Source organism: Streptomyces griseus, from assembly GCF_900460065.1.
In the GTDB taxonomy this organism is placed as follows: Bacteria; Actinomycetota; Actinomycetes; order Streptomycetales; family Streptomycetaceae; genus Streptomyces; species Streptomyces griseus.
Genome location: NZ_UAVD01000060.1, coordinates 1 through 12,404, shown reverse-complemented (window position 1 = coordinate 12,404; position 12,404 = coordinate 1). Strand labels below are relative to the sequence as shown.

12 protein-coding genes are annotated in these 12,404 nt (G+C 72.9%); 5 read left to right on the top strand and 7 right to left on the bottom strand.

The features are described 5' to 3' along the window. Positions 1-14: 14 nt before the first annotated feature. Positions 15-1,034 carry a GlxA family transcriptional regulator gene (locus tag DTB53_RS36580; protein WP_012380342.1) on the bottom strand — a complete coding sequence of 340 codons (1,020 nt, stop codon included), beginning with the start codon at positions 1,032-1,034 and terminating at the stop codon, positions 15-17. A 64-nt stretch (positions 1,035-1,098) separates the two neighbouring features. Here DTB53_RS36580 and DTB53_RS36575 point away from each other — a divergent pair, with 64 nt between their 5' ends. The 4 genes from DTB53_RS36575 (at position 1,099) to DTB53_RS36560 (ending at position 4,975) form a co-directional block, all read left to right on the top strand. Further along, positions 1,099-2,421: an MFS transporter gene (locus DTB53_RS36575; RefSeq protein ID WP_042496850.1), complete on the top strand. Its 1,323-nt coding sequence runs from the start codon at positions 1,099-1,101 to the stop codon at positions 2,419-2,421. Between the two features lie 24 nt (positions 2,422-2,445). Further along, positions 2,446-3,087 carry a PadR family transcriptional regulator gene (locus tag DTB53_RS36570; RefSeq protein ID WP_012380344.1) on the top strand — a complete coding sequence of 214 codons (642 nt, stop codon included), beginning with the start codon at positions 2,446-2,448 and terminating at the stop codon, positions 3,085-3,087. A 77-nt stretch (positions 3,088-3,164) separates the two neighbouring features. Further along, the gene (locus DTB53_RS36565) at positions 3,165-4,151 is read left to right on the top strand and encodes a daunorubicin resistance protein DrrA family ABC transporter ATP-binding protein (RefSeq protein ID WP_012380345.1); all 987 of its coding nucleotides are present in this window, start codon (positions 3,165-3,167) and stop codon (positions 4,149-4,151) included. Further along, the gene (locus tag DTB53_RS36560; protein WP_012380346.1) at positions 4,148-4,975 is read left to right on the top strand and encodes an ABC transporter permease; all 828 of its coding nucleotides are present in this window, start codon (positions 4,148-4,150) and stop codon (positions 4,973-4,975) included. Before DTB53_RS36565 ends, DTB53_RS36560 begins: the two co-directional genes overlap by 4 nt. 13 nt (positions 4,976-4,988) lie before the next feature. On the opposite strand, the gene gad is transcribed toward DTB53_RS36560, so the two are convergent. The 4 genes from gad to DTB53_RS36540 form a co-directional block, all read right to left on the bottom strand. After that, a complete protein-coding gene (gad, locus tag DTB53_RS36555; protein ID WP_003968251.1) occupies positions 4,989-6,416 on the bottom strand; it encodes a glutamate decarboxylase in 1,428 nt (475 codons plus the stop codon). A 59-nt stretch (positions 6,417-6,475) separates the two neighbouring features. Then, positions 6,476-7,099 carry an NAD(P)H:quinone oxidoreductase gene (gene wrbA, locus DTB53_RS36550; RefSeq protein ID WP_003968252.1) on the bottom strand — a complete coding sequence of 208 codons (624 nt, stop codon included), beginning with the start codon at positions 7,097-7,099 and terminating at the stop codon, positions 6,476-6,478. Between the two features lie 130 nt (positions 7,100-7,229). Beyond that, complete coding sequence (locus tag DTB53_RS36545) at positions 7,230-8,522, bottom strand: ion channel protein (protein ID WP_042496855.1); 1,293 nt, start codon at positions 8,520-8,522, stop codon at positions 7,230-7,232. A gap of 175 nt (positions 8,523-8,697) precedes the next feature. Then, positions 8,698-9,063 (bottom strand): YbjQ family protein, encoded by a 366-nt coding sequence (locus DTB53_RS36540; protein ID WP_012380348.1) that lies wholly within the window; start codon positions 9,061-9,063, stop codon positions 8,698-8,700. A 150-nt stretch (positions 9,064-9,213) separates the two neighbouring features. Here DTB53_RS36540 and DTB53_RS36535 point away from each other — a divergent pair, with 150 nt between their 5' ends. Beyond that, positions 9,214-9,906 (top strand): DedA family protein, encoded by a 693-nt coding sequence (locus DTB53_RS36535; RefSeq protein ID WP_012380349.1) that lies wholly within the window; start codon positions 9,214-9,216, stop codon positions 9,904-9,906. A 162-nt stretch (positions 9,907-10,068) separates the two neighbouring features. Here the strand turns inward: DTB53_RS36535 and DTB53_RS36530 are convergent, their stop codons facing one another. Next, positions 10,069-11,769, bottom strand: coding sequence for a threonine/serine exporter family protein (locus tag DTB53_RS36530; protein ID WP_030705349.1), 1,701 nt, complete (start codon positions 11,767-11,769; stop codon positions 10,069-10,071). A 188-nt stretch (positions 11,770-11,957) separates the two neighbouring features. Continuing rightward, positions 11,958-12,404, bottom strand: a 447-nt coding sequence (locus DTB53_RS36525; RefSeq protein WP_146777745.1) for an inorganic diphosphatase, incomplete at its 5' end; no start/stop codon positions are given.

The following is a 12,404-nucleotide window of genomic DNA, read 5'->3' as shown; positions in this document are numbered from 1 at the left end:
GGACTCCCCCCTCCTCAGTGCCCGGGCCCGGGCGCCTGTCCCGGCCCCCGGAACGTGGTGCGGTAGGCGCTCGGCGAGACGCCCAGCGCCGCGTGGAAGTGGTGACGCAGATTGGCCGCCGTGCCCAGCCCGGCGCGGGCGGCCACCTGCTCGACGGGCACGTCCGACTCCTCCAGCAACTCCCGGGCCAGTTCGATACGTTGCCCGGTCAGCCAGTTCATGGGGGTCAGGCCGACCTCGTCCCGGAACCGCCGGGTGAAGTGCCGTACGCTCATCGACTCCCGGGCCGCCAACTGCCCCAGCGTGATCGGGTCCTGGAGCCGCCGCAGCGCCCACGCGCGGGCGGCCGAGGTCCCGGGAGCCGACCGTTCGGGCACCGGACGGCGGATGTACTGGACCTGTCCGCCCTCGCGGTGGGGAGGCACGACCGTGCGCCGGGCCACGTCGTTCGCCACGGCCGTGCCGTGGTCGCGGCGGATCATGTGCAGGCAGAGATCGATCCCCGAGGCGCAGCCCGCCGAGGTCAGCACGGTCCCCCCGTCGGTGTAGAGCACGTCCGGGTCCAGCTCGACGCGGGGAAAGAGCCGGGCGAACAACTCCGTGTACCGCCAGTGGGTGGTGGCCCTCCGCCCGTCGAGCAGCCCCGCCGAGGCCAGCACGAACGCCCCGGTGCAGATCGAGGCCACCCGGACGCCGGGCCGGATCAGCGCGAAGGCCTCCGCCAGCGGGGCCGGGAGCGTCGGCGTCTCCTGGACGTAGTCCTCGTACGAGGACAGGACGATCACGGTGTCCGCCTCGGCCAGCGCCCCGGGGCCGTGCGGGACGGCCACGGTGAAGTCGCCGTCCGTGCGCACGTCCCCGGGCGACAGGGCGCAGGTGGCGACCTCGTACAGCGGCTCTCCGTCCGCCGAGGCCCCCTGCCGGGCCTGGCCGAAGATCTGGTGCGCGATGCCCAGCTCGATGGGGAGCAGGACCTCGCGGGCGAGCACGGCGACGCGGTGCCGGCCGGGGTGGGAGAAGACCGTCATGGCCATATCCTTGCGCACCTGGTCCATCTGGACACTCGTGGGGACCGGGCCCGCTCGCGACGCTGAGTCCATGGCCCCTTCGACCTCGACCTCCCCGTGCACACCGCCCTCCCGCCGTGCCGTCCGGATCCATCGCGCCTGGCTGACGGCCGCCGTCGCGGGCGCGGCCATCGTCACGGCCGGGGCGTTCACGACCGTGCCGGGGCTGCTGGTGACGCCCCTGCACGAGGAGTACGCCTGGGAGCGGGGGCAGATCGCGCTCGCCGCCTCGGTGAACATGGTGCTGTTCGGTCTCACCGCCCCGTTCGCGGCGGCGCTGACGGACCGGATCGGGGCCCGCCGCGTCGTGACGGGCGCGCTGCTGCTCGTCGCGGCGGGGGCGCTGCTCACCGGAGTCATGACGCGGCCGTGGCAGCTGGTCGCGTACTGGGGCCTGCTGGTCGGTCTCGGCAGCGGCTGTCTGACCATGACGTTCGCCGCCGGGATCACCGCCCGCTGGTTCGACCGGCGGCGCGGCCTGGTGACGGGTGCGCTCAGCTCCTCCAGCCATCTGGGCCAGCTGGTCTTCCTGCCGCTGCTGGCCTGGTCCGTCGGCCGCTTCGGCTGGCGTCCGCCGGTGGTGACGCTGGCGCTCGTGGCCCTGGCGGTCGCCGCCCTGGTGTACCCGCTGCTGCGCGACCATCCGGCGGACGCGGGTGCGAAGCCCTACGGGGCACGGGAGTTCGTCCCCCGGCCGCCCCCGGTCCCCGGCGCGGCCGGGCGGGCGCTGAGGGTGCTGCTGCGGGCGGCGCGCACCGGTCCGTTCTGGCTGCTCGCCGGGGTGTTCGCCCTCTGCGGGGCGTCGACCAACGGCATCATGTGGTCCAACTGGGCGCCCGCCGCGCATGATCACGGCATGCGGGCCACGGCGGCGGCCTCGCTGCTGTCCCTCGTGGGGATCTTCTCCGCCCTCGGCGCACTGGGGGCCGGCTGGCTGACCGACCGGTTCGACCCGCGCCGGCTGCTGACCGTCTGCTTCGCCGTCCGCGCGCTCAGCCTGCTCGCGCTGCCCCTGGTGTTCGCCTCCACGGTCACGGCCCCGATGCTGCTGTTCACGGCGGTCTACGGACTCGTCGACGTCGCGACCGTGCCGCCGGTCATCGAGCTGGCCCGCCGTGTGTACGGGGACGACGGCCCCGTCGTCTTCGGCTGGACGAACGCGGCGCACCAGCTGGGCGCGGGCGCCTCGGCGTTCCTCGGGGCCGCCGCGCGGGACGTCTTCGGCGCGTACGACGTGGTGTGGGCCGCGCTGGCGGCCGGCTGCCTCGTCGCCGCGGCTCTGGCCCCGGCCGTGCGGGTGGGGGCGCACCGACCGGCCGAGCGCGCCCGGGCGGGCTACCCTAGTCAAAGTTGAATAGGAAGATGGGTGTTGGGTGTCATGTCCGCGATCCGACTGCTGGTCCTCGGCGCCGTGCGCATGCACGGCCGCGCGCACGGCTACCAGGTCCGCAACGACCTGGAGTACTGGGGCGCGCACGAGTGGTCCAACGCCAAGCCCGGGTCGATCTACCACGCCCTGAAGCAGATGGCGAAGCAGGGGCTGCTCCTCGCGCACGAGACGGCCCCCTCGACGGCGGGCGGCCCGCCGCGCACCGAGTACGAGGTCACGGACGAGGGGCTGGCGGAGTACCGCACCCTGCTGCGCGACGCCATCCGCGCCTACGACCAGAACACGGACGTCCTCTCGGCCGCGGTCGGGTTCATCGTCGACCTGCCCCGCGAGGAGGCGGTCGAACTGCTCAAGGAGCGGGTGGAGGCCATCCGGGGGTGGCGGGAGTCCGTCACCGAGTACTACACGCCCGAGGAGGGCCCCGAATCCCTCGGCCACATCGGCGAGATCATGAATCTGTGGGTGCACTCGGCCGACTCCGGCGCGGAGTGGACCCGGGGGCTGATCGCCCGCATCGAGGGCGGCGCGTACACCTTCGCCGGCGAGGGCGAGCCGTTCGTCGGCGTGCTCGCCGACGGCGAGGAGAGCCCCTACGCCACCGGGGTCCCCGATCCGGGCGATCGCGACTGATCAAGTTTGACTAATGAGAGATCCGGGTTTACCTTCGATCTGCTAGTCAAGTTTGACTACAGGAGGGTGCGGGAAACGTGACCGACGCGATCGTCATGGACGGCGTGCACAAGCGGTACGGGGAGAAGCGCGCCCTGGACGGACTGGACCTGGCCGTCGGCGGCGGCACCGTGCACGGGGTCCTCGGCCCCAACGGGGCGGGCAAGACCACCGCCGTACGGATCATGTCGACGCTGCTCCGCCAGGATGCGGGCCGGGTGACCGTGGCCGGCCTCGACGTCCGCGAGCGGGCGGGCGAGGTGCGGCGCAGGATCGGGCTCCTCGGCCAGCACGCCGCGGTGGACGAGCAGCTCGGCGGGCGGCAGAACCTGGAGATGTTCGGGCGGCTGTACCACCTGGGGGCACGCCGGGCGGGCAGCCGGGCGGACGAGCTGCTGGAGCGGTTCGGCCTCGCGGACACCGGGCGCAAGGCCGTCAAGCGGTACAGCGGCGGCATGCGCAGGCGCCTCGACCTCGCGGCGTCGCTGATCACCGATCCGGACGTGCTGTTCCTGGACGAGCCGACGACGGGCCTCGACCCGCGCGGCCGGACCGAGGTGTGGGACGCGGTGCGGTCCCTGGTCGGCGGCGGCACCACGGTGCTGCTGACCACGCAGTACCTGGAGGAGGCGGACCGGCTGGCCGACCGGATCTCGGTGATCGACGGCGGCCGGACGGTCGCCGAGGGCGCCCCCGACGAGCTGAAGGCCCTCGTCGGCGGCGACCGCGTCGACATCGTCCTGCGCGACGCGTCCCGGCTGGCGGAGGCGGGCGCCCTGCTCGGCGGCACGGACCTGGTGCTGGACGCCGACCGGCGGCGGATCGGCGCGCCCGCGCCGGACCGGATGGCGGCCCTGACCCGGGCGGTGCGGGTGCTGGCGGAGGCGGGCATCGAGGCGGAGGACATCGCGGTGCGCCGCCCGACCCTGGACGAGGTGTTCCTGTCGCTGACGGGACGGCCCGCCGCCGAACGGCGCACGGCGGAGCAGGCGACGAGGGCGACGAAGACGGAGGCGGCGGCATGAGCGCGACGACGACGGCGGCCCCCGGGCCGGGCGGGGCTTCCTCCCGGTTCGGCTGGGCGCTGGCCGACTCCTGGACCATGACCCGCCGCGAACTGGCGCACTGGGCCCGGCAGCCCGTCGAGGCGCTCGTCGGCCTGGTCTTCCCGGTGATGCTGCTGCTGATGTTCACGTACCTGGTCGGCGGCGGCCGGGGCGTGGACGGCGACCCCACGGAGTTCCTGGTCCCCGGGATGCTCGCGCTGACCATGGCCTTCGGCCTGGAGAGCACCATGCTCGCGGTCACCCAGGACCTCGGCAAGGGCGTCATCGACCGGTTCCGCTCGATGCCGATGGTCCCCGGCGCCGTCCTGGTCGGCCGCAGCGCCGCGGACATGCTCCAGTCGACGGCCGGGCTCGCGGTGATGACCGGGGTCGGCCTCGCGGTCGGCTGGCGCTGGCACCACGGGGCCGCCGCCGCGCTGGCGGCGTTCGGGCTGCTGCTCCTGCTGCGGTTCGCGATGCTCTGGGTGGGCATCCTGCTGGCCATGGTGGCGGGGCGGCCCGAGATGGTCGCGGCGGTCCAGATCCTGGTCTGGCCGGTCGGCTTCCTCTCCAACGTCTTCGCCACCCCCGCTTCGATGCCCGGCTGGCTGGGCGCGGTCGTCGAGTGGAACCCGATGTCCGCCACGGCCACCGCCGTACGGGAGCTGTTCGGCAACCCGGGCGGCGCGACCGGGTCCTGGGCGGCCGAGCACGCCGAACTCCTCGCGGTGCTCTGGCCGGTGGCCATCATCGCGGTGTTCTTCCCGCTGGCGGTGGGCCGGTTCGCGCGGCTCAGCCGGTAGCGGGGCGGCGGCGTCAGTGGTGGAAGGCCGTCGGTACCGCCCGGTCGTGGCTCAACGGGTGCTTCTGGGAGCGGAGTTCGGGAAGCAGGAGCTTCAGGTCCTCGATCAGCAGCTCGGCCAGGTCCGAGGAGAACCCGTTGCGGCACACCACGCGCAGCACCGACAGGTCCTGCCGGTTGGCGGGGAAGGTGTAGGCCGGCACCAGCCAGCCGCGCTCCCGCAGCCGGCGTGACACGTCGAACACGTCGTACGCGTGGACGTCGTCGTTCGTCGTGAAGGCGAACACCGGCAGCTCGTCGCCCCGGGTGAGCAGCCGGAAGTCGCCCAGCTCCTCGATCGCCCGGGCCAGCGCGCACGCCACGTCCCGGGAGGCCTGCTGGACCGCGCGGTAGCCCTCGTGCCCGAGGCGCAGGAACGTGTAGTACTGCGCGACCACCTGCGCCCCGGGCCGGGAGAAGTTCAGCGCGAACGTCGGCATGTCGCCGCCCAGGTAGTTGACCCGGAAGACCAGCTCCTCGGGCAGCGCGTCCGCCGTGCGCCACAGCGCCCAGCCGACCCCCGGGTAGACGAGGCCGTACTTGTGGCCCGAGGTGTTGATCGACGCCACCCTCGGCAGCCGGAAGTCCCAGACCAGGTCCGGGTCGAGGAAGGGCGCCACCATCGCGCCCGACGCCCCGTCCACATGGACGGGCACGTCGAGGCCGGTCCGCTTCTGGAACGCGTCCAGGGCCGCGCACAGCTCGGCGATCGGCTCGTAGGACCCGTCGAAGGTGGAGCCGAGGATGCCGACGACCCCGATGGTGTTCTCGTCGCACAGCTCGGCGGCGGCAGCCGGGTCGAGGTGGAACCGCTCGCCCTCCATCGGGACGAGCCGGGCCTCCACCTCCCAGAAGTCGCAGAACTTCTCCCAGCAGACCTGCACGTTGACGCCCATCACCAGATTGGGCCGGGCCGTCGCCGGATAGCGGTCCGCGTTCCGCTTCGCCCAGCGCCGCTTCAGGGCCAGCCCCGCGAGCATGCACGCCTCGCTCGACCCGGTGGTCGAACACCCCACGGCCGCCCTCGGGTCGGGGGCGTTCCACAGGTCCGCGAGCATCGCCACACAGCGCCGCTCCAGCTCGGCGGTGCGCGGGTACTCGTCCTTGTCGATCATGTTCTTGTCCCGGCACTCGCCCATCAGGACGCCGGCCTGCGGCTCCATCCACGTGGTGACGAACGTGGCCAGGTTGAGCCGGGAGTTCCCGTCGAGCATCAGCTCGTCGTGGACCAGCCGGTACGCCGTCAGCGGCGGCAGCGGCCCGTCGGGCAGCCGGTGCCGGGGCGGCGCGGTGTTCATCGCGGCCGTCGGGTCGGCCTCGCCGAAGAACGGGTTCAGGGCGAGCCTGCGCCGCTCCTCGGAGGGTTCGTCCTGTTCCGGGTGGGCACCGCGGTGGAGCGGCATGGGGAGGCCCTTCTCTCGGCCGGATCGGTCGGGGTGCGGGATCGGCTCCCGGCGCGGGGTCAGCTCTCGGCGGCCAGGCCCGCCTTGATCGCCCGGGTGAACTTCACGACCCGTTCGGCCTGCACCCGGGCGGCGGTCAGGGTCTGCTCGCCGACCGGGATGTCGCCCTGCCCGGCGACGTGCGAGGTGCCGTACGGGTTGCCGTCCACGAACTTCGTGGGGTCGGTGTACCCGGGGGCGACGAGGATGCCGCCGAAGTGGTGGATCGTGTTGTAGAGCGCGAGCAGCGTGGACTCCTGGCCGCCGTGGGCGGTGGCGCTGGAGGTGAAGCCGCTGTAGACCTTGTCGGCGAGCTGCCCCGCCTGCCACATCCCGCCGAGCGTGTCGATGAACTGCTTCAGCTGGGCGGTGACGTTCCCGTACCGGGTCGGCGAACCGAAGATCACCGCGTCCGCCCACGCCATGTCGTCCGGCGAGACCTCGGGGATGTCCGCGGTCGCGCGGACGTTCTCGGCCCAGGCCGGGTTGGAGTCGATGGCCGCCTGCGGGGCGAGCTCCGCCGCCCGGCGCAGCCGCACCTGCGCGCCGGCCCGCTCCGCGTCCCCGGCGATGGCCTTCGCGATCGTGGCGACGGTGCCGGTGGAGGAGTAGTAGATGACGGCGACGTTGACGGGCGTGGGCATGCGGGGGACCTCCGTCGGAGCGGAATCGGTACAAGGTGGCTCAGAAGCGCACGAACAAGACGATACGGAGGTTCCGTGTGTCCGGCGCGTCGGACGGGGCCTTCCGGCGTGACCGGGGCCGCGGCCCCCGTCAGCGCAGCGACTTCCCGTCCCCGTCCAACTGCATCTGGGCCCGCCCGGTGACCAGCAGCCAGGCCGGCAGGGTGGCCGCGCACAGCAGCGGCAGCACGGACGTGTCGCTCACCAGCACCGCCGCGGTGAACAGGCTCACCCAGCCCTGCCGGGTGACGGCCAGCAGCACGCCCAGCACCGCGCAGGAGACCGCGAGCGACGGCGGGACCGCGTCGACCAGCGCGTGGGCGCCGAGTCCGAGGGACACCCCGACGAAGACCGCCGGGAAGATCCGCCCGCCCCGGAAGCCGCAGGTCGCCGCGATCACGAGGGCGGCCGTCTTCACCACGGCCATCCCCGCGAACTCCCCGGCCGACCAGCCGTCCGGGTCCCCGGCGAGCACCTTCACCTCGTCGAGCCCCTTGAAGAGGGTGAGGTGGCCGCCCAGGGCGCCGAGCAGCCCCAGCACCAGACCGCCCAGCGTCAGGGCGAGCACCGGGTGCCGCAGCGCCGTGAAGACCCGGTGCGCCACCGGGAAGGCGTACACCGCGAGCAGCCCGAGGAGCGCGCCGGCCGAGGCGATCACCAGGGCGGAGAGCAGGTCGCCCCAGTGCGGTCCGGAGTACGCGGGCAGGGACAGGTCGAAGCTGGGGTGCGCGAGCAGCGACATGGTCAGCGCGCCGGCCGTACCGGCCGCGAGCGGGGCGAACAGCCGGTCCCAGAACGCCCCGGGGCCCGGCTGCGAGGCCAGCACCTCGGAGAGGATCAGCGCCGCGGCGACCGGGGTCCCGAAGAGGGCGCCGATCGTCCCGGCCGCGGCGAGCGCCACCCACAGCTCACCCGGCGCCCCGGGCGCGAACCGCCGGCCGAGCCAGAAGGCCAGCGCGACGTTGGCCGCGGTGATCGGGTTCTCCGGCCCGAGGCTCACCCCGCCCGCCAGCGCCAGGGTGGTCACCAGGAGCAGGCCGGGCACGACGCCGGGCCGCATCGGCGCGTCCACCAGGCCGGTGGTAGACGGATCGGGCCCGCCGTGACCGGGCACGGTCCGCAGGACGAGCCCCACCGCGAGGCCGGTGGCGGTGAGCATCACGATCATCCACAGCGAGGAGAACCGCCCCACCCCGAGCGCGTCGGGCAGCGCCTCCCAGAGCACGTCCTGGAGCTGCTCCGCCAGCAGGCTCACCCCGAGCAGGAGCAGCGCGCAGACGATGCCGACGACGATCGCGGGCAGCACGAGCGGCAGCAGCCGCCGGGCCGGGGCGGCCGGAGGGTGCGGGGGAGCCGGCGGGGGCGCGGGGGATTCGGGGGCCACCGGCCCACCCTAGAGTGACGAAGCGGGCAAAACGCCTCAATGGCACCCCCGGGCGGGCTCGCGTCCCACGCGGGGGCCGAGTCCGGTCCGGGGTGCGCGTCTCGTCCGGGGCCAGGACGTGACGCGGGGTGCGGACGCGTCCCGCCCGGGCCCCGCGTCCGCGCCCCCGGACCCGTCACACCTTGCTGATCACCGCCGCCGTCCCGTACGCGCAGACCTCGGTGCCGACGTCCGCCGCCTCCGTGACGTCGAAGCGCATCATCAGGACCGCGTTCGCGCCCCGGGCCCTGGCCTGCTCCACCAGCCGCTCCATCGCCTGGTTGCGGGTCTCGACCAGCGTCTTGGTCAGCCCCTTCAGCTCGCCGCCGATCATCGACTTCAGCCCGGCGCCGATCTGGCTGCCGAGGTGGCGGGACCGTACGGTCAGCCCGAAGACCTCGCCGATGACCTGGGTCACCTGATAGCCGGGTACGTCGTTCGTGGTGACGACCAGCACGTCCGCCTGGGCCGCCTGGCCGCCGCCGAATTCCTCAATGCCCATATTTGTGGCACCTCCTGTGATCACCTTCGGACCGCTTCCCGGGATGCGCATTCCCGCTGTGCGCCACTGGAACCAAGGGCACCGGCCGGGCGTTGATAGCTTGGGGCAGCCACAGAGCCGCCATCGCACACCATCCTGGAGCCCGGACCCTTGAATACGCTTGCGCTCGGACCGAGCTGGCTGGACCCGGACTATCTGCTCAACACGTTCGGGCTCCCCGGCCTGCTCCTCATCGTCTTCGCCGAGTCCGGCCTCCTGATCGGGTTCTTCCTGCCCGGCGACTCGCTGCTGTTCACCACGGGGCTGCTGGTGACCACGGGCCAGCTGAAGTACCCGCTCTGGCTGGTCTGCACGCTGATCGCCGTCGCCGCGATCGTCGGCGACCAGGTGGGCTATCTCTTCGGCCGCAAGGTCGGACCGGCCCTCTTCAAGCGCCCCGACTCCCGCCTCTTCAAGCAGGAGAACGTGGAGAAGGCCCACGAGTTCTTCGAGAAGCACGGCCCCAAGTCCCTGGTCCTGGCGCGCTTCGTGCCCATCGTGCGCACGTTCACGCCGATCATCGCGGGCGTCAGCCGGATGAACTACCGCTCCTTCATCACGTACAACATCGTCGGCGCGATCCTCTGGGGCGTCGGCGTCACCGTGCTCGGCGCGCTGCTCGGCAAGATCGACTTCGTGCACGAGCACATCGAGATGATCCTCATCCTGATCGTGCTCATCTCCGTGGTGCCGATCGTGGTCGAGGTGCTGCGGGCCCGCAGCCAGGGCAAGAAGGCCGCCGCCGCCGAGGCGGGCGGCAACGGCCCCTCCACCGGCCAGCGCGGCCGCCACGCCAAGCGCTGACCCCACGCCGCGTACGCACACACCGAAGGCGCCCCTCCCCGCGGATCCGGGAAGGGGCGCCTTCGTCGTACGGGCACGGGGCACGGGTCCCGCGAGGGCCCGCACGGGTACGGACACGGGCGCGGGGAACGGGTCGCGCGACGGCCCCGCGCGTCCGCGCGCTCAGAACCCCCTGGTCCGCTTCGCCGCCCGGCGGCTCGCCCCGCCGACCGCGCCGGGCACCCCCATGAACAGCCGCGAGATCTCACTCCCCAGGTTCACCCCGATCGCGATGGCCAGCGCCGTCGCGACCGCCGTCGACAGCGAGGCCAGCCCCGTGTCCAGCTCGTTCTGCGCCACGCCCAGCAGACCGAAGTACGTCGCCGAACCGGGCAGCAGCGGCCCGATCGCCGCCGTGATGTACGGCAGCGAGGAGTGGAACCGGTAGCGCGAGAACAGCTGGCCGAACAGCCCCACCAGACCGGCCGCCACCGCCGTCGCCGCGACCGGCGAGATGCCCCCGGTCCGGGCCATCGCCCCGAAGATGATCCAGGCCACCCCGCCGTTCAGGGTGACCGCCAGCACGGTCGACCGCTCCTGCTGGAGCAGCACCGCGAACGCCAGGCTCAGCGCCATCGACGCCAGGATCTGGACCACCGGCTCGTTGTACGGAGAGAACCGGGCCTCCGGATTGAGCTGCGCCCCCAACTGGAGCCCCAGGTACAGGACGATCAGCACGCCCGCGACGATCCCGATGAAGAAGTACATGACCTCCAGCAGGCGGGCCGACGCGGTGATGTAGTAACCGGTCAGCCCGTCCTGCACCCCCGCCACCAGCGCCCGCCCCGGCAGCAGCGCGAACAGCCCACCGGTGATCACCGCGGACGGCCGGATGTCCGTCGAATGGGTCAGCGTCAGCGCCACCCCCATCGCGGCCGGCGGCATCGCGGCCACCGTGAACTGGTAGAACTCCGGCAGCCCGCGCCCCGCGCACAGCCACGCCAGCCGGTCGCCGAGCATCGCGCCCGCCGCCGCCACGACGAACACCAGGAACCCGCCACCGACCAGCACGGAGGCCGAACCGGCCAGCAGCCCGGCGGCGGCCGTCAGCACCCAGCCCGGATACGGGTGGCGATTACGGCGGATCTCCGCGAGACGCCGGTAGGCCTCCTCCAGCGAGATCTCGGTGTCCGTGGTGGTGATGTCGTCGACCAGCCGGAACACGGCCGCCAGACGGGTGTAGTCGGTGCCCCGGCGGCGTACCGTACGGCTCGCCGTCACCGGGTCGTCGACCAGCGACGGCTGGTGCGAGATGGACAGCAGCGTGAACGTGACCGTCGGCTCACTGCGGTCCAGGCCGTAGGACCGGGTCACCGCGAACATCGCCGCCTCGACGTCCTCCGCGCCCTCGCCGCCCGCCAGCAGCAGCTCCCCGATACGCAACGTCAGGTCGAGCACGCGCGGCACGGCCGGGCCCGTCTCGTCGTCCGTGCGCTGGATCGCCTCCGTCGCCGGGCGCTCGGTCACCGGCATCCGCAGCATCGTGCGCATCCGGTCCTGCCAGGGCGCCTCCTTGGTCAGCCGGACCATCGGAATGCCCTGCGCCGGGGTGAACGCGGGCGGCGACTGCTGGGCCCGGTACGTCGCCGGCGGGGTGAAAGCGGAACTCAGCGTGTCGGAGTTCGAACCGCCCCCGGAGCCCCCCGCGGAGGACTGGCCGTTCTGGTCCTGGTGCACTCCCGTCGGCAGCGCGAACTCCGACGTCGGATGGTCCTCCTCGGGCGGCGACGCCGGCTGACTCGTCCCCGCGGGCGGGGCGAAAGCGCTCCGTGCCTCGTCGGACTGGGGCTTCTGGTCCTCAGGACCGCCCGATTCCGCCACCACTCGACCTCGTTCCTCCTCGACGCACCACCCCGGGTGTCTGTCCCGTCGCACGTGTGCCCAGTATGGCCACGGGCATGGGCACCGCACGCGCGGAAGTGCGGACAGCGAAACGGGCGGCACACCCGCGAGGGTGCACCGCCCGTTCCGAGACGGCCGTACGGCTCACAAACGGAACCGGAAGGGGGACGTCAGTGCGCGCCGCCCTGGGCCTCAAGACGCTTGTACGAGGCCTCGATCTCGGCCTCCGCCTCGGCGCGGCCGACCCAGTCGGCGCCCTCGACGGACTTGCCCGGCTCCAGGTCCTTGTAGACCTCGAAGAAGTGCTGGATCTCCAGGCGGTCGAACTCCGACACGTGGTGGATGTCGCGCAGGTGCTCCACCCGCGGGTCGGACGCCGGGACGCAGAGCAGCTTGTCGTCGCCGCCCGCCTCGTCGGTCATCCGGAACATGCCGATGGCACGGCACTTGATGAGGCAACCGGGGAAGGTCGGCTCGTCCAGGATGACCAGCGCGTCCAGCGGGTCGCCGTCCTCGCCGAGGGTGTTCTCGACGAAGCCGTAGTCGGCCGGGTAGCTGGTCGAGGTGAAGAGTCGACGGTCCAGGCGGATCCGACCGGTCTCGTGGTCCACCTCGTA